Origin of the sequence: Thauera humireducens (assembly GCF_001051995.2) — a bacterium.
Lineage (GTDB): Bacteria > Pseudomonadota > Gammaproteobacteria > Burkholderiales > Rhodocyclaceae > Thauera > Thauera humireducens.
This window is the reverse complement of sequence record NZ_CP014646.1, coordinates 3,891,260-3,907,176: the sequence shown is the minus strand read 5'-3', so window position 1 is coordinate 3,907,176 and position 15,917 is coordinate 3,891,260. Positions and strand designations below refer to the sequence as shown.

The following is a 15,917-nucleotide window of genomic DNA, read 5'->3' as shown; positions in this document are numbered from 1 at the left end:
CTAAAAGCAAGCTATCGCATCCAGACCGCCGGAAGTGCGGACAATGAGAACAACACCGATACGCACCGCAGTGGCGCTGGCCACCACCCTCATGTTTTCATCGCCCAGCGTCTTCGCTTCGGTGCTGGGCGACGTCGTGTCGCTGTCGCCCATCGGCGAGCCACTACGCGCCGAGATCCGCATCGTCGGCGGATTCGACCAGGAGACCGCGAACTGCCTGCGCATTGGCACCGCCGGGGATGACGCGGGCGACCTGCCCTGGGTCGCCGGGGCGCGACTGTCCGTGATTGGCGGCGCCAGTCCGCGTGTCGCGGTGACCACCTCCCGCGCCATCAACGAGCCCGTCGTGCGCGTGGCCTTGGAGGACGTGTGCGAGAACCGCCTGCGGCGCGAGTACACCCTGCTCCTGCCCTATCCGGTCTCGAAGCCGGCAGCGCCCACTTCGCCCGTGCAACAGACCTCAAGGCCAGCCCCGGCGAAAAGCACCCCTAGCACCGGGCGCACCTGGACCACCGCACCGGGAGAATCGCTCGACTCGCTCGCACATTCGCTGTATCCCGACGATGCCGCGGCCCGGCGACGTTTCATCCGCGCAACGGCGGCGGCCAACCCCGGCCTGTTCGAGCAAGCCGGCTCGCAAGCCCGTCCGCTCCCAGTTGGCACCGCACTGACGGTACCCGACCTGCGCACGCTTTCCAACGGTGCGCCAGCAAAGCGGGCGGACAAACCGCGCGCCGCACAAGCGCAGACGCCCGCCGCCTCCAGGCCACCCGGCCCGGCCGCGGGAACGCCTGCTGTCGCAGCGGCACAACCGCCGCGGAGCGACACCCGCGACCGCGTCATCGTCGAGAGCGACAAACCGACAGCCGCTCCCGCCAGGGCGACAGCAGCGGCATCCGGCGAAGCGCCCGGCTCCAGGGCGTCGGAGCTGCTCGAACGCGAGCACAAGCTCGCTGCGGCGATCGATCGCAGCATCATCGCCGAGATGGAGTTGCTGGCACGCATCAAGGAACTGGAAGAGGCTCGCGATCGGCTGCAGGCCCGCATCGAGGCACTTGACCAGGCCGCGATGCAAGCAAGCGCGCCAGCAGTCCCCGCTGCCACATCGCCGGGCACTCCAGAAGACGCGCCCGCGAGCAGCCCGGATCATCGCGACACGTATCTGATTGCAGGGCTGGCCATAGCAGCCCTCGCGCTTGCCATGGCGCTGCGCCGTCGCCGTCCGACATCACCGGGACTCGCGACCGCGACCGCGCCCACGGCTCGCGACGATCAGCCGCCAGCGCCCGCCCAGCCTGCCAGCCCTGTACACGAACGCAACGCTGTCGCCGTCGACGCGCCAACACCACAAGCCTCGCCCCGGCGCTACGACGAAGGCATCGACTGGAGCACTTCGACCCTCCTCCCCATCGGAGGTTACGCAGTCGACCACCCCTCGGACGACGCAGGCGATGAGCACCGGTCAGCCGTGGAACTTGCCGAGATCATGGTGAGCTTCGGCCGACTGCACGGTGCCGCGGACACGCTCGCCGAATTCATTCGCGGCAACCCGAAGCAAGCCGTCACCCCCTGGCTGAAACTGCTCGAAGTCTATCGAGCCGCCGGTCTGCGGGAGGACTTCGGTGCCGTCGCACGCGAGCTGAACAAGACCTTCAACGTCCTCGCGGTAACCTGGGACAACTACGACGCCATCAGACACAACGCGATCCAGCTCGAAGACATGCCGCACATCGCCACACGCGTGCAGCAGCTGTGGGGCACCCGCGAGTGCCAGGCCTACCTGCAGCACCTGCTGCGCGACAATCGTGACGGTTCCCGTGCCGGATTCCCGTTCACGGTCATCGACGACATCCTGATGCTGTCGGCCGTGCTCGAGCAGGGACTGGGCCCCTACCGCGCAGCGCCGACCCAAGCCTGAGGCAGGCCGGCGCTGCGCGCTCACACCGGATTCGGCAGATCGACGAAGTCGGCCGCGAGACCGAGACTGTCGCCGAGATGAGCCGCGATCGCGCGAGCACCATAGCGCTCGGTCGCATGATGACCGGCCGCGATGTAGGGCACGCCTGACTCACGGGCAAGATGAACGGTCTGCTCCGAGATCTCGCCCGATACGTAAAGATCCGCCCCGGCCGCAATGGCCTGCTCGAAGAAGCCCTGAGCGCCGCCGGTGCACCACGCCACCCGTCTCACCTTGCGTGCGCCGTCACCGACGAGCAGCGGGTCACGCCCCAGCCGCGCCGCGATCGAGCGTCCAAGTTGCTCGGCCGACTCTGGCGCGTCCGATTCGGCGGGTCGACCAATCCAGCCCAGGTCCTGATCGGCGAAGCGGCCGTCCGGCCGCCATCCCATCAAGCGCCCCAGCTGCGCGTTATTACCGAGTTCCGGATGCAGGTCGAGCGGCAGATGATAGGCAATCAGGCTGATGTCATTGGCGAGCAGGGTCTTGAGCCGCTGGCGCCGGATGCCATTGACCCGCCCATCCTCGCCTTTCCAGAAGTAGCCGTGATGCACGAACACCGCGTCATATCCGCCGGCAACGGCATGATCGAGCAAGTGCTGGCTCGCCGTCACACCGCACAGCACGCGGCGCACCTCGCCCCGTCCTTCCACTTGCAAACCGTTTGGGCAATAATCCTTCACGCGTGAAGCGTCGAGCAGGGCGTCGAGACGCTCGATGAGCTCGATGAGTTGCATGCTCTCTCCATTCCCTTCCGGGGTCCGACGGGCATCCTTGCGACGGAGGCCCGGACACCCTCAGCCATTCGAGTTCATCATTATGCGCCGTCTGTGGCTCATCTTCGCCCAGGCCGTGACCATCAGCGTCGCGGGGCTCTTCGTCCTGAGTACACTCAAACCCGAGTGGCTCCGCGACACGGCACCCGCATCGGTAGTGGCCATCCTCGAAGCCCCGAGCGCAGACGGAGAACGACCTCCCGCAGCAGGCTCCTATGCGGCGGCAGCGCAGCGCTCGATGCCGGCGGTCGTGCACATTTTCACCAGCAAGGCCGGCGTCGCCCCGGGCCACCCGCTACTCGACGATCCGGTGTTCCGGCACTTCTTCGGCGAGCGGCCGAACAACGGCCCCAGCCAGCGCCAGTCCGGGCTGGGATCAGGCGTGATCGTGAGCCCGGACGGCTACATCATCACCAACAACCACGTCATCGAGACGGCCGACCAGATCGAGATCGCGCTCAACGACGGGCGCAAGTTCGGCGCTCGGCTGATCGGACGCGACCCGGAGACCGACCTCGCGGTGCTCAAGATCGACACCGATGGCCAATTGCCGGTGATCACGCTTGCAGCGAGCGATGCGCTGAGCGTCGGCGACGTCGTCCTGGCGATCGGCAACCCCTTCGGCGTTGGCCAGACCGTCACGATGGGCATCGTCTCGGCGCTTGGTCGCAGCCAGCTCGGAATCAACACGTTCGAGAATTACATCCAGACCGACGCGGCAATCAACCCGGGCAACTCGGGCGGCGCCCTCGTCGACAACGGCGGCAACCTGGTGGGGATCAATACGGCCATCTATTCGCGCTCGGGCGGCTCGCTCGGCATCGGCTTCGCCATTCCCGTGTCGATCGCGCGCAACGTGCTCGAGCAGATCGTCGCCACCGGCGAGGTCACGCGTGGCTGGGTCGGGGTGGAAATTCAGGACATCACGCCGGAACTGGCAGAATCGTTCGGCCTTGCCGACACCCGCGGCGCGCTGATTGCAGGCGTGCTGCGCGCCAGCCCGGCAGACCGCGCCGGCATCAAGCCGGGCGACGTGCTGATCGCCGTCGGCGGCGAAACCGTGCGCGACCCCAAGGCCATGCTGGATCTGGTGGCAGCCCTGCCGCCGGGACGCCGCGCAAGCTTCCTCGTGCGCCGCGGCGATCGTGAGGTTGAACTGACAGTGGAAGTGGGCCGACGCCCAACGCCGGCACCCAGCCGCTGAGCCCTTTCCCGGGCAGCGCGATCAACCCTTGTCGCTACGCTCGCTGGCTTCGATCCGGTCGAGTTCGCGGTCCATGTCCTCGATGGACGGCGCGACGTAGGCGCTTTCGGCCGCAGCAGGCACAGGCTTCGACATCCAGCCCGCCAGGATGATGCCCAGTTCGTACAGCAGACACATCGGGATTGCGAGCATGAGTTGCGAGATCACGTCTGGCGGCGTCACGATCGCTGCAATCACGAACGCACCGACGATGACGTAGGGACGAACCTCCTTGAGCTTGGCGACATCGACGATGCCCGCCTTGACGAGCAGGATGACCGCCACCGGCACCTCGAAGGTCACGCCGAAAGCGATGAACATCGACATCACGAAGGACAGGTATTGCTCGATATCCGGCGCTGGCACGATGCTCTTCGGCGCGAATTCGGCGATGAACTTGAATACCATGCCGAACACGAAGAAGTAGCAGAAGGCCATGCCGATGATGAAGAGCAGTGTACTACCCGCGACCAGCGGGAGCGCCATGCGCTTCTCGTGTGCATACAGGCCTGGGGCGATGAAGGCCCAGGCCTGAAAGAGCACCCAGGGCAGCGCCAGCACGAAGGCGACCATCATGGTGACCTTCACCGGCACGAAGAAGGGCGTCACGACGCCCGTGGCGATCATGTGCGTGCCTTCGGGCAAGGTGTCCATCATCGGCTTGGCGAGGATGTCGTAAATGTCTCCCGCCCAGGGCATCAGGCAGACGAAGACAACCACCACGACCAACAATGCACGGATCAGGCGATCGCGCAGCTCGACCAGGTGGGAGATGAAGGTTTCCTGTTGAGTGCTCATGCCTTGGTCTTGTCAGCCGCCCCTGCCGCAGCAGCCTGACCGGCTGCCGGATCGAGTCCGAGTTCGAGTTGTGCATCGGCCGGCCCAGCCGGCGCGGACGCCGTCTGCCCGAGCAGCTGCGACGCGGCTACCGCACCGGCCGCCGACGCCGGCGCGTCGGGCAGCATCGAGCGAACCTCGCTTGCCGTGCGATTCACCTCGGACTCGACACCGGCCGCTCCCGCGCGCACCGACGACTCGAGCTCCTGCGCCTGCTGCTTGACCTGTTCCTGCAGCTTCTTCAGTTCTTCGAGCTGCATTTCGCGCTGGATGTCCGACTTCACGTCGGACACATAGCGCTGGACGCGCCCGAGGAGATGACCGGCCGTGCGTGCGACCTTGGGCAGCCGCTCGGGGCCGACCACGACGAGCATCACCACGCCGATGACGATGAGTTCCGAAAAGCCGAAGTCGAACATGTTCTGCCGCTTGAGATGCGGTCACGCCGCAGCATGCCGCACGAAAACGAAGGGGCGCTCCAGTCAGGGCGCCCCTCCTACTTCGAGACGCGAAGCTCAGGAAGCGGTCTTGTCGACCTTCTCCCGCGCCTCACCCTCGATCGTCTGACCGCCCGCAATCTTCTGCTGGGAGGCATCGGCGGCATTCTCGCCTTCCTTCATGCCGTCCTTGAAACCCTTGACTGCACCACCGAGGTCCGAACCGATGTTGCGCAGCTTCTTCGTTCCGAACACCAGCAGGACGATGACCAGAACGATCAGCCAGTGCCAGATGCTGAATGAACCCATACCGCTCTCCTTAACGCTTCAACATGGGCGGCAGGGGATTGGGGCCACCCACAATGTGAAGGTGCAGATGATACACCTCCTGCAACCCAACCCTTCCGGTATTCACGATGGTCCGGAAGCCATCCGTACAACCCTGCTCGCGCGCGATCCTGCCCGCTGCAACCATGAGACGCCCCATGGCCGCCTCGTGTTCCTCATCGAGGTGCGCCATCGAGTCGACATGCACCTTCGGGACCACCAGCACGTGCACCGGCGCAACCGGATTGATGTCATGGAAGGCGAAGACATGCTCGTCTTCGTAGACCTTCTTCGACGGGATCTCGCCGCGGACGATGCGACAAAAGATGCAGTCGCTCATGAGTCCGCCTGCTGTGCCGTACGCGATTTCTTCTCGTCGATGCCCGACACGCCCTCGCGGCGGCGGAACTCGGCCAGCACGTCCTCGACCGACAGCCCGTGATGCGCCAACAGCACCATCGAGTGGAACCACAGGTCCGTGACCTCCCAGACCAGGTGCAGCATGTCCTTGTCCTTGGCGGCCATGATCGTCTCGGCGGCCTCTTCCGCCACCTTCTTGCAGATGGTGTCGGTACCCTTGGCGTACAGGCTGGAGACATAGGAAGAATCGGGGTCGGCCTTCTTGCGCGCGACCAGTGTATCGGACACGCGACGCAGCACTTCGATATCGATCACTTGTAGATCTCCTGCGGGTCTTTCAAAACCGGTTCGACGGCCTCCCAGCGGCCATCGTCGAAATACTTCTGGAAGAAGCAGCTGTGGCGCCCGGTATGGCAGGCGATGCCGCCCACCTGCTCGATCTTGAGCAAGACCACGTCGTTGTCGCAGTCGATGCGGATGTCGAGCACCTTTTGCACATGGCCGGACTCCTCGCCCTTGTGCCAAAGCTTACGCCGCGAACGTGACCAGTAGATGGCTTCGCCCGTCTCGGCGGTGCGCTGCAGCGCCTCGCGGTTCATCCACGCGAACATCAGCACATCGCCACTCGACGCCTCCTGCGCGATCACCGGCACCAGGCCATGCTCGTCCCACTTGACCTCGTTCAGCCAGCGCGTGTCTTCGCTCACAGTCTCACCTCGATGCCGCGCGCGCGCATCAACTCCTTGGCCTCACGCACCGTGTGCTGCCCGAAATGGAAGATGCTTGCCGCCAGCACCGCGTCCGCACGCCCCTCGGAGACGCCCTCGGCCAGATGCTCGAGGGTACCGACACCACCACTGGCGATGACCGGAATGCGCACGGCGTCCGAAACCGCGCGCGTCAGCGCGAGATCGAAGCCGCTCTTGGTGCCGTCGCGATCCATGCTCGTCAGCAGGATCTCGCCTGCACCCAGCGATTCAACCTTGCGTGCCCAGTCGATGGCATCGAGACCGGTGTTCTTGCGACCGCCATGGGTGAACACCTCCCACTTACCCGGTGCCGTCTGCTTGGCGTCGATCGCCACGACGATGCATTGGCTGCCAACCTTGCTCGAGGCATCGTGCACCAGTTGCGGGTTATTGACCGCCGCAGTGTTCATGCTGACCTTGTCCGCGCCGGCATTCAGCAGCCTGCGCACGTCGTCGACCACCCGCACGCCGCCACCCACGGTGAGGGGGATGAACACCTGCTCGGCGACCTGCTCGACGACATGCAGGATGATGTCGCGATCGTCGGAACTCGCCGTGATGTCGAGGAAGGTCAGTTCGTCTGCGCCCTGCTCGTCGTAGCGGCGGGCGATCTCGACCGGGTCGCCCGCGTCCCGCAACTCGACGAAATTGACACCCTTGACGACGCGCCCGGCACTCACATCCAGGCAGGGAATGATACGTTTGGCCAGCATCAGCAGCGCTCGGCGGCGAGGGTCATTCGGACACCCCGTTGAGTTCGTCGGCACGAGCCTGGGCCGCGGCGAAATCGAGCGTACCCTCGTAGATGGCGCGCCCGGTGATTGCCCCCATCACGCCCTCGTCCTCGACTGCGCAGAGCGCGTCGATGTCGCGCAGGTCGGTGATGCCGCCACTGGCGATGACCGGGATGCGCAGCGCGCGCGCCAGGCGTACCGTGGCTTCGATGTTCACGCCGGACAGCATGCCGTCGCGCCCGATATCGGTGTAGATCACCGACTCGACGCCGTAGTCCTCGAACTTCTTCGCCAGATCGACGACGTCGTGGCCGGTGAGTTTGGACCAGCCATCGACCGCGACCTTCCCGTCCTTGGCATCGAGGCCCACGATGATGTGCCCGGGGAAGGCGCCACAGGCGTCATGCAGGAAGCCCGGATTCTTCACCGCGGCAGTGCCGATGATCACGTAGCTGATGCCGTTGTCCAGGTAATGCTCGATGGTGTCGAGGTCGCGGATGCCCCCACCCAACTGCACCGGGATGTCGTCGCCGACCACGTCGGTGATCGCGCGGATCGCAGCGCCGTTCTTGGGCTTTCCGGCGAAGGCGCCGTTCAGGTCCACCAGGTGCAGGCGACGGGCGCCAGCGTCGATCCAGTGGCGCGCCATGGCACCGGGATCTTCGGAAAACACCGTGGCGTCCTCCATTTCGCCTTGCTTGAGGCGAACACACTGACCGTCCTTGAGGTCGATGGCGGGAATGAGCAGCATACCGGTATCTGAAGTAGTGGAACGGGAATGTGGGGCGGCAGCGCTCAGGGCTGCCAGCGGATGAAGTTGGCCAGCAGCCGGAGTCCGGCAGCCGCGCTCTTTTCGGGGTGGAACTGGGCCGCGAAGATATTAGCCCGCGCTACCGCACTGGTAAAGCGAACGCCATAATCGGTCTCGGCCGCGGTCAGCGCCGGATCGGCCGGCGCGACGAAATAGCTGTGCACGAAGTAAAAGCGTTCACCGTCCGGGATGCCGTCCCACATCGGGTGCGCACCCCGCTGCCAGACCTCGTTCCAGCCCATGTGCGGCACCTTCAGCCGGCCGCCATCGGCCGCCCGCATCTTCGCCTCGGGAAAGCGTACGACATCGCCGGACAGAATACCCAATCCGGGGACGTCGCCTTCGGCACTGTGCTCGAACAGCATCTGCTGGCCGATGCAGATACCCAGAAAGGGCTTGCCCGCAGCAGCATCCACAACAGCTTGACGCAGGCCACGTGCATCGAGTTCGCGCATGCAGTCGGGCATGGCGCCCTGACCGGGGAACACGACCCGCTCCGCGGCCGCAACGCGCGCCGGCTCGGAGGTGATGAAGACGTCGTGGCCGGGTGCCACATGCTCGATCGCCTTGGCGACCGAGCGCAGGTTGCCCATGCCGTAATCGATGATGGCCACGGTGGTCATCGGCTTGACTCGCTATCGAACAGGAGGGCGGCCGTCGAATACGGCCGCGAGGAAAAGTCGCTCAGAGCGCGCCCTTCGTGGAGGGGATGGTCCCGGCTGCGCGCTCGTCGGCCTCGGCAGCCATGCGCAGCGCGCGTGCGAATGCCTTGAACACCGTCTCGCACTGATGATGCGCATTTTCACCGCGCAGGTTGTCGATGTGGAGCGTGACACCGGCGTGATTGACGAAACCCTGAAAGAACTCGCGCGCCAGGTCGACATCGAAATTGCCGATGCGGGCCCGCGTGTAGGCGACGAAGTAATGCAGCCCCGGCCGACCGGAAAAATCCACCACCACGCGCGACAGTGCCTCGTCCAGCGGCACATAGGCATGACCGTAACGGCGCAGGCCCTTCTTGTCGCCGATTGCCTTGGCAAAGGCCTGGCCCAGCGCAATGCCGACATCCTCGACGGTGTGATGGTCGTCGATATGCGTGTCGCCCTCGCAGTGAATGTCGAGGTCGATCAGGCCATGGCGGACGATCTGATCGAGCATGTGGTCGAAAAAGGGAACGCCCGTATCGAGCTTGCCCTTGCCCGTGCCATCGAGATTGATGCGCACTGAGATCTTCGTCTCGAGGGTATTGCGAGTGACTTCGGCTTGCCGCATGACTGGCTGATGGCTCCAGGGTGACAGGTGCCGGGCATGATAACATCGCCCGGCAAATTGACTGCAACGCACGGACTCTGGCGTAGACCAGCGCCACGCCATTGCGTTGCCGACCTGCCACCCGATCCCCTGCTCGCCTTCCTTTTGCAGACGAAACCATGAGCCGCTTCTGGAGCGCCGTCGTACACGGCCTGACCCCCTACGTCCCGGGCGAACAGCCCAAGCTCGACAACCTGGTCAAGCTCAACACCAACGAGCACCCCTATGGCCCCTCGCCCAAGGCGCTCGAGGCGATCCGCGCGGCGACGGGTGATTCCCTGCGCCTCTATCCCGACCCGAATGCGGACGCCCTCAAGGCCGCGCTCGCCAGGCGCCACGGCCTGCAGCCAAAACAGATCTTCGTTGGCAACGGCTCCGACGAGGTGCTCGCGCACGCATTCATGGCGCTGCTCAAACAGGATCGTCCCCTGTGGTTCCCCGACATCAGCTACAGCTTCTACCCGGTCTACTGCGGGCTGTACGACATCGCACACCGCATGATTCCGCTGGCGGAGGACTTCTCGATCCGGGTCGATGACTATCTTCCGCAAGGAGGCGAACGCCCGGGCGCGATCATTTTCCCGAACCCCAACGCGCCGACCGGCCGCCTGCTGCCGCTGGAGGCGGTCGAGCGCATCGTTGCCGGCAACCCGGACGCGGTGGTGCTGGTGGACGAGGCCTATGTGGACTTTGGCGGCGAGAGCGCGATCGGCCTGATCGACAGGTATCCGAACCTGCTCGTGGTGCATACCTTCTCGAAGAGCCGCTCGCTCGCGGGCCTGCGGGTCGGTTTTGCCGCGGGGCATGCGGACCTGATCGAGGCGCTGGAGCGGGTCAAGAACAGCTTCAATTCCTACCCGCTCGACCGGCTGGCGATTGCGGGCGCGGTGGCGTCGGTCGAGGACGAGGCGTTCTTCCAGGAGAGTTGCCGCAAGGTCATCGCGACGCGCGAGAAGCTGGTGGCCGACATGCGGGCGCTGGGCTTCGAGGTGCTGCCCTCGGCAGCAAACTTCATCTTCGCCCGCCATCCGCAGCGCGATGGGGCCGAGCTGACTGCCGAGTTGCGCAAGCGCGCGATCATCGTGCGCCACTTCAAGGCGGCGCGGATCGATCAGTTCATGCGGATCACGATCGGCACCGACGAGCAGTGCGGCATTCTGGTCGGGGCACTGAAGGACATTCTCGGCCGCTGAGACACCTCGGCGCGTCTCGGCGGCTTGGCTCCAACCCGCCGGACGTGCCTGGTGTATCCGTTCTGCCGGCTGCGGAACTCGCCTTCGCTGCGCTCGGCTCAGACAGTCCTCGCCGGCGCCACGGATACCCCATTCACACCCGGCTCATCGCCACGCGGGCGTCGAGCCCGTCGACTTCAGACCTTCAGCCGCATCTCGGCGGAGCGGGCGTGGGCCTGCAAGCCCTCGCCGTGCGCGAGGATCGAAGCGACCTTGCCGAGGTGCTGAGCACCGGCTTGCGAGATATTCACGATGCTGGTGCGCTTCTGGAAGTCGTAGGTGCCCAGGGGCGACGAGAAGCGCGCGCTGCGCATGGTCGGCAGCACGTGGTTGGGGCCGGCGCAATAGTCACCCAGCGCTTCCACTGCCCAATGGCCAACAAAGATCGCGCCGGCATGGCGAATGTGGTCGATCCAGAATTCGGCATCATCCAGCGACAACTCGAGGTGCTCGGGCGCGATGCGGTTGGCGAGCGCGCAGGCTTGCTCGAGGCTGTCGACATGGATCAGGGCCCCGCGGTTGGCGAGCGATTTGGCGATGGTCTCGCGGCGCGGCATGGTCGGCAGCAGGCGGTCGATCGCCGCATGCACCGCGTCGATGAAGCCCGCGTCGGTGCACAGCAGGATGGATTGAGCCAGCTCGTCGTGCTCGGCCTGAGCGAAGAGATCCATCGCAACCCAGTCGGCATGCCCGGAGCCGTCGGAGATGATCAGCACTTCCGACGGGCCGGCGACCATGTCGATGCCGACAGTGCCGAACACACGGCGCTTGGCCTCGGCGACGTAGGCGTTGCCGGGACCGACGATCTTGTCCACCTGCGGAATGGTCTGCGTGCCATGGGCAAGTGCTGCAACCGCCTGCGCACCGCCGATGGTGAACACGCGGTCGACACCCGTGATTGCCGCGGCCGCCAGCACCAGGGGATTCTTCTCGCCGCGCGGCGTCGGCACGACCATGATCAACTCGCCGACGCCGGCGACCTTGGCCGGGATGGCGTTCATCAGCACCGAACTGGGATACGAGGCGCGTCCGCCCGGCACATAGAGTCCGACGCGATCGAGCGGCGTGACCTTCTGCCCTAGCCGCGTGCCATCGGCCTCGGTGAACTCCCAGGACTCGCCCTTCTGCCGCTCGTGGTAGACACGCACACGGTCCGCGGCGATGGTCAGCGCCTCGCGCTGCTCCGACGACAGGCTGTCGAGCGCAGAGTGAAGCTCGGCTTTGGGCAGTTCCAGCGCACCCATCGAATGCACATCCAGACCGTCGAAGCGGCGGGTGAACTCGACCACGGCGGCGTCGCCTGTGGTGCGCACCGCGCGAAGAATTTCGGTCACCGCGGTATCGATGCGCTCGTCCGCCTCGGACTCGAAGGCAAGCAACGCATCCAGAGTGGAAAGGAATTCGGGTTCGCGCGCATCGAGGCGGCGGATGGGCGTCTGGCTCATGAAAAAATCCTTACGGTTTGACCGCACCGGCAAAGGCGTCGAGCACCGGCTGCAGCAGTTCGCGCTTGAGCTTGAGCGAGGCCTGATTGACGATCAGACGCGAGCTGATCGGCATGATTTCCTCGACCTCTTCCAGATTGTTCGCACGCAGCGTGCCTCCGGTCGACACCAGGTCGACGATGGCATCGGCCAGCCCGACCAGGGGCGCCAGTTCCATGGAGCCGTAGAGCTTGATCAGATCCACATGCATGCCCTTGCCGGCGAAGTGCGCCTTGGCCGCGCTGATGTACTTGGTGGCAACGCGGATGCGTCCGCCCGGTCGCGTCGCAGCGGCGTAATCAAAGCCTTTCTGCACCGCAACACAAAGGCGGCACTTCGCGATCTCGAGGTCCAGCGGCTGGTACAGGCCGGCGCCACCATGCTCGACGAGCACATCCCGGCCGGCTATGCCGAGGTCGGCCGCACCGTATTGCACGTAGGTCGGCGTGTCGCTGGCACGCACGATGACCAGGCGCACGTCGGGCCGGTTGGTACTGATGATCAGTTTGCGCGAGGTCTCGGGGTTGTCGGTAGGCACGATGCCCGCGGCAGCGAGCAACGGCAGCGTCTCTTCGAAGATGCGCCCCTTGGACAGGGCAAGCGTGATGCTGGACACGTGAAAAGCCTTGAGCTGAGTGAGCCATCATTGTAACCCGGCGCTGCTTCTGTTAACCTTCGGCCTATCTGGCTGAACCGCAGGTGGCGGTTCGGCCTTTTCTTTTGTTTCGCCGCAGCGTCGGCGTGCACCTCAAGCAGGAAACCCGCACCATGAAACCGTCGATCATCGTCTCCAGCAGCGACCTCGAGCGCCTCGAGGGCCTGCTCACCCTCCCCGCCTTCCGCAGCCGCGGCGACCTCGACGGCCTGCGCGAGGAACTCGAGCGCGCCGACGTGCGCGAGCCCGAGGACATGCCGGCCGACGTCATCACGATGAACAGCCGTGCCCGCTTCGTCGAGGAAGGCACGGGCCGTGAATACGAATTGACGCTGGCCTATCCCAAGGACGCCAACGCCGAAGCTCATCGGGTGTCGATCTTCTCGCCCGCGGGCAGCGCCCTGCTGGGTCTCTCGGCAGGCCAGTCGATCGACTGGGGAGGCATGGACGGGAAGTCAATCCGTCTCAAAGTGATCGAGGTCACCTGGCAACCTGAGGCGAACGGCCAGTTCGAACTCTGAGCCTGAGCCGGGCTGGAGCAAACGCACGCCGCATCGCAGCCCGACGCTGAGGTCCCGTACCGCAGCGGACGATCCCGACGATCGGGCTCTTCAGCAGAGGTGGCAGCGGCGGTTGCGTGCACCCGCCACCACCCGCGTCTTCGCACTTCAGACCAGGCACCGCACAGGGCGCCCGGCTTTCACGTCAGACGCCTGACCTTGGCGCCGAGCGCAGCGAGCTTGTCCTCCAGGCGTTCGTAGCCGCGATCGAGGTGATAGATGCGCTCGATCGTCGTTTCGCCTTCGGCCACCAGGCCGGCCACGACCAGGCTCGCCGAAGCACGCAGGTCGGTCGCCATCACCGTCGCCCCTTCCAGTCTCGCAACCCCCTGCACCACCGCCGTGTTGCCATCGATGCGGATGTCGGCGCCCAGGCGCTGCAGTTCGACCGCATGCATGAAGCGGTTTTCGAAGATGGTCTCGCGGATCATTGCCACGCCATTGGCCACGCAGTTGATCGCCATGAACTGCGCCTGCATGTCTGTCGGGAAGGCCGGGTAAGGCGCGGTGCGCAGGCTGACGGCATTGAGCCGCGCAGGCGCCGACAGGCTGATCGCGTCGCGCTCGGACACCACCTCGCAGCCGGCATCCATCAGCTTGTCGATCACCGCGTCGAGATAGCAGGACGAAGTGCCGGTCAGGCGTACCGAACCACCCGTGACGGCCGCGGCACACAGGTAGGTGCCGGTCTCGATGCGGTCGGGCATGATGCGGTGGGTCGCGCCATGCAGGCGCTCGACACCGCGGATGCGAATCACGTCGCTGCCGGCACCGGAGATCTGCGCGCCCATCGCCACCAGGCAGTTGGCCAGATCGACCACCTCCGGCTCGCGCGCGGCATTCTCGATCACCGTCTCGCCATCGGCGAGGACAGCGGCCATCATCAGGTTCTCCGTACCGGTCACCGTCACCATGTCGGTGAACAGGCGTGCGCCCTTCAGGCGTGGCACGGTGGCATGCACATAGCCATGCTCGACGCGAACCTCTGCACCCATTGCCTGCAGGCCCTTGATGTGCTGATCCACAGGTCGCGCTCCGATCGCGCAGCCACCGGGAAGCGACACCCGCGCCTCGCCGCAGCGCGCCACAAGCGGGCCTAGCACCAGAATGGAGGCGCGCATCGTCTTGACCATCTCATAGGGCGCGACCGGGTTGTTCAACCCCGATGCATCCAGCGTGACGGTATCGTCCGCACGCTCGACCTTGACGCCCATCTGACCGAGCAGCGCCAGCAAGGTGCCGATGTCCTTCAGTTGCGGCACATTGGTGAAGGTCACCGGTTCAGCCGTCAGCAAGGCTGCGCACAGGATGGGCAACGCAGCGTTCTTGGCGCCGGAAATGGCGACTTCGCCCGACAGTCGGGCGCCGCCTTCGATCAGCAATTTATCCATGAAACGCTCACATCCCCAGTTCGCCGCGACCCTCTTCCCACTGCGCGGGCGTGAAGGTCTGCAACTGCAGCGCGTGGATCTCGTTGCCCATCAGGCGGCCGAGCGTGGCATACACCGCCTGGTGCTGGCGCACGCGCGGCTTGCCCTCGAAGGTGGCACTGACGACGACGCCGGTGAAATGCACACCGTCCTCCCCCTCGATGGCAACAAATTCGCAGGGCAGACCCTGCTCGATCAGACGCTTGATCTCACTTGCTTCAAACATGATTCATCCTTTTACGCCCGCAGCTTGTAGCCCCGCGCGAGCATCGCGAGGGTCAGCGCAGCGAGCGACACGAAACACAACGACACAACCCCGAGCGAGAGCCAGGGCGAGGTGTCGGATTGGCCGAAGAAACCGTAGCGGAACCCGTCGATCATGAAGAAGAACGGGTTGAAATGCGACACGTCCTGCCAGACCTGCGGCAGCGAGTGGATGGAGTAGAAAACACCCGACAGCATGGTCAGCGGCATGATCAGGAAATTCTGGAACGCGGCGAGCTGATCGAACTTGTCCGCCCAGATGCCCGCAATCACACCAAACGATCCCAGGATCACGCCGCCCATCACTGCGAACGTCAGCACCCACAACGGCTTGGCGATGCTCAGGTCCACGAAGGGCATCGCCACCAGCAGCACGCCAGCGCCGACGAAGAGCCCGCGCAGGGTCGAGGCAACCACATAGGCCGCATAAAACTCACGATAGGACAGCGGCGGCAGCAGCACAAAGATGATGTTGCCGGTGATCTTGCTCTGGATCAGCGACGACGAGCTGTTGGCAAACGCATTCTGCAGCACCGACATCATGACCAGGCCCGGCACCAGGAAACTGGTGTAGGCCACGTCGCCGTAGACGGTGACATGGCGGTCGAGCACATGCGAGAAGATCAGCAGGAACAGCAGGGCATTGAGCACCGGCGCCGCGACGGTCTGGAAGCTGACCTTCCAGAAACGCAGCACCTCCTTGTACAAGAGGGTGCGAAAACCGGTCAGCGGCGAATCGACCGGCATCGG

The 15,917-nt window shown here is 65.1% G+C and carries 20 protein-coding genes; 4 read left to right on the top strand and 16 right to left on the bottom strand.

Annotation, left to right across the window (positions count from 1 at the left end):
* Positions 1 to 70 precede the first annotated feature (70 nt).
* The gene (locus tag AC731_RS18140) at positions 71 to 1,918 is read left to right on the top strand and encodes a type IV pilus assembly protein FimV (protein ID WP_048708276.1); all 1,848 of its coding nucleotides are present in this window, start codon (positions 71 to 73) and stop codon (positions 1,916 to 1,918) included.
* A gap of 20 nt (positions 1,919 to 1,938) precedes the next feature.
* On the opposite strand, the gene AC731_RS18135 is transcribed toward AC731_RS18140, so the two are convergent.
* A complete protein-coding gene (locus AC731_RS18135) occupies positions 1,939 to 2,694 on the bottom strand; it encodes a Nif3-like dinuclear metal center hexameric protein (RefSeq protein WP_048708274.1) in 756 nt (251 codons plus the stop codon).
* Positions 2,695 to 2,776: 82 nt separating this feature from the next.
* On the opposite strand from AC731_RS18135, the gene AC731_RS18130 reads away from it, so the two are divergent.
* Positions 2,777 to 3,937, top strand: coding sequence for a Do family serine endopeptidase (locus AC731_RS18130; RefSeq protein ID WP_004254047.1), 1,161 nt, complete (start codon positions 2,777 to 2,779; stop codon positions 3,935 to 3,937).
* A gap of 21 nt (positions 3,938 to 3,958) precedes the next feature.
* Here the strand turns inward: AC731_RS18130 and tatC are convergent, their stop codons facing one another.
* The 10 genes from tatC to hisB form a co-directional block, all read right to left on the bottom strand.
* Positions 3,959 to 4,774, bottom strand: coding sequence for a twin-arginine translocase subunit TatC (tatC, locus tag AC731_RS18125; RefSeq protein ID WP_004254044.1), 816 nt, complete (start codon positions 4,772 to 4,774; stop codon positions 3,959 to 3,961).
* Complete coding sequence (gene tatB / locus AC731_RS18120) at positions 4,771 to 5,232, bottom strand: Sec-independent protein translocase protein TatB (RefSeq protein WP_004254043.1); 462 nt, start codon at positions 5,230 to 5,232, stop codon at positions 4,771 to 4,773. The genes tatC and tatB overlap by 4 nt, the downstream gene beginning before the upstream one ends.
* Positions 5,233 to 5,328: 96 nt before the next feature.
* Entirely contained in the window at positions 5,329 to 5,559 is a 231-nt protein-coding gene (gene tatA, locus AC731_RS18115) for a Sec-independent protein translocase subunit TatA (RefSeq protein WP_004254039.1), read from the bottom strand.
* A gap of 10 nt (positions 5,560 to 5,569) precedes the next feature.
* Positions 5,570 to 5,917: a histidine triad nucleotide-binding protein gene (locus AC731_RS18110; protein ID WP_048708273.1), complete on the bottom strand. Its 348-nt coding sequence runs from the start codon at positions 5,915 to 5,917 to the stop codon at positions 5,570 to 5,572.
* Complete coding sequence (locus tag AC731_RS18105; RefSeq protein WP_004254026.1) at positions 5,914 to 6,252, bottom strand: phosphoribosyl-ATP diphosphatase; 339 nt, start codon at positions 6,250 to 6,252, stop codon at positions 5,914 to 5,916. The genes AC731_RS18110 and AC731_RS18105 overlap by 4 nt, the downstream gene beginning before the upstream one ends.
* On the bottom strand, positions 6,249 to 6,644 hold the full coding sequence (gene hisI, locus AC731_RS18100) for a phosphoribosyl-AMP cyclohydrolase (protein WP_048708272.1): 396 nt from the start codon (positions 6,642 to 6,644) through the stop codon (positions 6,249 to 6,251). Before hisI ends, AC731_RS18105 begins: the two co-directional genes overlap by 4 nt.
* Positions 6,641 to 7,399 (bottom strand): imidazole glycerol phosphate synthase subunit HisF, encoded by a 759-nt coding sequence (gene hisF / locus AC731_RS18095; RefSeq protein ID WP_004254021.1) that lies wholly within the window; start codon positions 7,397 to 7,399, stop codon positions 6,641 to 6,643. The genes hisI and hisF overlap by 4 nt, the downstream gene beginning before the upstream one ends.
* Before the next feature lie 22 nt (positions 7,400 to 7,421).
* Entirely contained in the window at positions 7,422 to 8,171 is a 750-nt protein-coding gene (gene hisA / locus AC731_RS18090; RefSeq protein ID WP_004254018.1) for a 1-(5-phosphoribosyl)-5-[(5-phosphoribosylamino)methylideneamino]imidazole-4-carboxamide isomerase, read from the bottom strand.
* Positions 8,172 to 8,215: 44 nt separating this feature from the next.
* Positions 8,216 to 8,854: an imidazole glycerol phosphate synthase subunit HisH gene (gene hisH, locus AC731_RS18085; protein WP_004254015.1), complete on the bottom strand. Its 639-nt coding sequence runs from the start codon at positions 8,852 to 8,854 to the stop codon at positions 8,216 to 8,218.
* A gap of 61 nt (positions 8,855 to 8,915) precedes the next feature.
* On the bottom strand, positions 8,916 to 9,503 hold the full coding sequence (gene hisB, locus AC731_RS18080) for an imidazoleglycerol-phosphate dehydratase HisB (RefSeq protein WP_004254005.1): 588 nt from the start codon (positions 9,501 to 9,503) through the stop codon (positions 8,916 to 8,918).
* Between the two features lie 158 nt (positions 9,504 to 9,661).
* On the opposite strand from hisB, the gene hisC reads away from it, so the two are divergent.
* A complete protein-coding gene (gene hisC / locus AC731_RS18075; RefSeq protein ID WP_048708271.1) occupies positions 9,662 to 10,735 on the top strand; it encodes a histidinol-phosphate transaminase in 1,074 nt (357 codons plus the stop codon).
* 176 nt (positions 10,736 to 10,911) lie between these two features.
* On the opposite strand, the gene hisD is transcribed toward hisC, so the two are convergent.
* Positions 10,912 to 12,219 carry a histidinol dehydrogenase gene (gene hisD / locus AC731_RS18070; protein ID WP_048708269.1) on the bottom strand — a complete coding sequence of 436 codons (1,308 nt, stop codon included), beginning with the start codon at positions 12,217 to 12,219 and terminating at the stop codon, positions 10,912 to 10,914.
* A 10-nt stretch (positions 12,220 to 12,229) separates the two neighbouring features.
* Positions 12,230 to 12,874: an ATP phosphoribosyltransferase gene (gene hisG / locus AC731_RS18065; RefSeq protein ID WP_004253998.1), complete on the bottom strand. Its 645-nt coding sequence runs from the start codon at positions 12,872 to 12,874 to the stop codon at positions 12,230 to 12,232.
* A 152-nt stretch (positions 12,875 to 13,026) separates the two neighbouring features.
* Here hisG and rnk point away from each other — a divergent pair, with 152 nt between their 5' ends.
* The gene (gene rnk / locus AC731_RS18060) at positions 13,027 to 13,434 is read left to right on the top strand and encodes a nucleoside diphosphate kinase regulator (RefSeq protein ID WP_004253996.1); all 408 of its coding nucleotides are present in this window, start codon (positions 13,027 to 13,029) and stop codon (positions 13,432 to 13,434) included.
* Positions 13,435 to 13,613: 179 nt separating this feature from the next.
* Here the strand turns inward: rnk and murA are convergent, their stop codons facing one another.
* The 3 genes from murA to AC731_RS18045 are packed head-to-tail and all read right to left on the bottom strand — an operon-like array spanning position 13,614 to position 15,914.
* Complete coding sequence (gene murA, locus AC731_RS18055) at positions 13,614 to 14,864, bottom strand: UDP-N-acetylglucosamine 1-carboxyvinyltransferase (RefSeq protein ID WP_048708267.1); 1,251 nt, start codon at positions 14,862 to 14,864, stop codon at positions 13,614 to 13,616.
* Between the two features lie 7 nt (positions 14,865 to 14,871).
* Positions 14,872 to 15,129: a BolA family protein gene (locus tag AC731_RS18050; protein ID WP_004253992.1), complete on the bottom strand. Its 258-nt coding sequence runs from the start codon at positions 15,127 to 15,129 to the stop codon at positions 14,872 to 14,874.
* Positions 15,130 to 15,140: 11 nt separating this feature from the next.
* Positions 15,141 to 15,914 (bottom strand): ABC transporter permease, encoded by a 774-nt coding sequence (locus AC731_RS18045; RefSeq protein WP_004253990.1) that lies wholly within the window; start codon positions 15,912 to 15,914, stop codon positions 15,141 to 15,143.
* Between the last annotated feature and the right edge of the window lie 3 nt (positions 15,915 to 15,917).

Coding starts and splice junctions, on each gene's coding strand:
- AC731_RS18135 (WP_048708274.1), bottom strand. CDS start 2,694: ATGCAACTCATCGAGCTCATCGAGCGTCTCGACGCCCTGCTCGACGCT.
- AC731_RS18130 (WP_004254047.1), top strand. CDS start 2,777: ATGCGCCGTCTGTGGCTCATCTTCGCCCAGGCCGTGACCATCAGCGTC.
- tatC (WP_004254044.1), bottom strand. CDS start 4,774: ATGAGCACTCAACAGGAAACCTTCATCTCCCACCTGGTCGAGCTGCGC.
- tatB (WP_004254043.1), bottom strand. CDS start 5,232: ATGTTCGACTTCGGCTTTTCGGAACTCATCGTCATCGGCGTGGTGATG.
- tatA (WP_004254039.1), bottom strand. CDS start 5,559: ATGGGTTCATTCAGCATCTGGCACTGGCTGATCGTTCTGGTCATCGTC.
- AC731_RS18110 (WP_048708273.1), bottom strand. CDS start 5,917: ATGAGCGACTGCATCTTTTGTCGCATCGTCCGCGGCGAGATCCCGTCG.
- hisF (WP_004254021.1), bottom strand. CDS start 7,399: ATGCTGGCCAAACGTATCATTCCCTGCCTGGATGTGAGTGCCGGGCGC.
- hisA (WP_004254018.1), bottom strand. CDS start 8,171: ATGCTGCTCATTCCCGCCATCGACCTCAAGGACGGTCAGTGTGTTCGC.
- hisH (WP_004254015.1), bottom strand. CDS start 8,854: ATGACCACCGTGGCCATCATCGATTACGGCATGGGCAACCTGCGCTCG.
- hisB (WP_004254005.1), bottom strand. CDS start 9,503: ATGCGGCAAGCCGAAGTCACTCGCAATACCCTCGAGACGAAGATCTCA.
- hisC (WP_048708271.1), top strand. CDS start 9,662: ATGAGCCGCTTCTGGAGCGCCGTCGTACACGGCCTGACCCCCTACGTC.
- hisD (WP_048708269.1), bottom strand. CDS start 12,219: ATGAGCCAGACGCCCATCCGCCGCCTCGATGCGCGCGAACCCGAATTC.
- rnk (WP_004253996.1), top strand. CDS start 13,027: ATGAAACCGTCGATCATCGTCTCCAGCAGCGACCTCGAGCGCCTCGAG.
- murA (WP_048708267.1), bottom strand. CDS start 14,864: ATGGATAAATTGCTGATCGAAGGCGGCGCCCGACTGTCGGGCGAAGTC.
- AC731_RS18050 (WP_004253992.1), bottom strand. CDS start 15,129: ATGTTTGAAGCAAGTGAGATCAAGCGTCTGATCGAGCAGGGTCTGCCC.
- AC731_RS18045 (WP_004253990.1), bottom strand. CDS start 15,914: ATGCCGGTCGATTCGCCGCTGACCGGTTTTCGCACCCTCTTGTACAAG.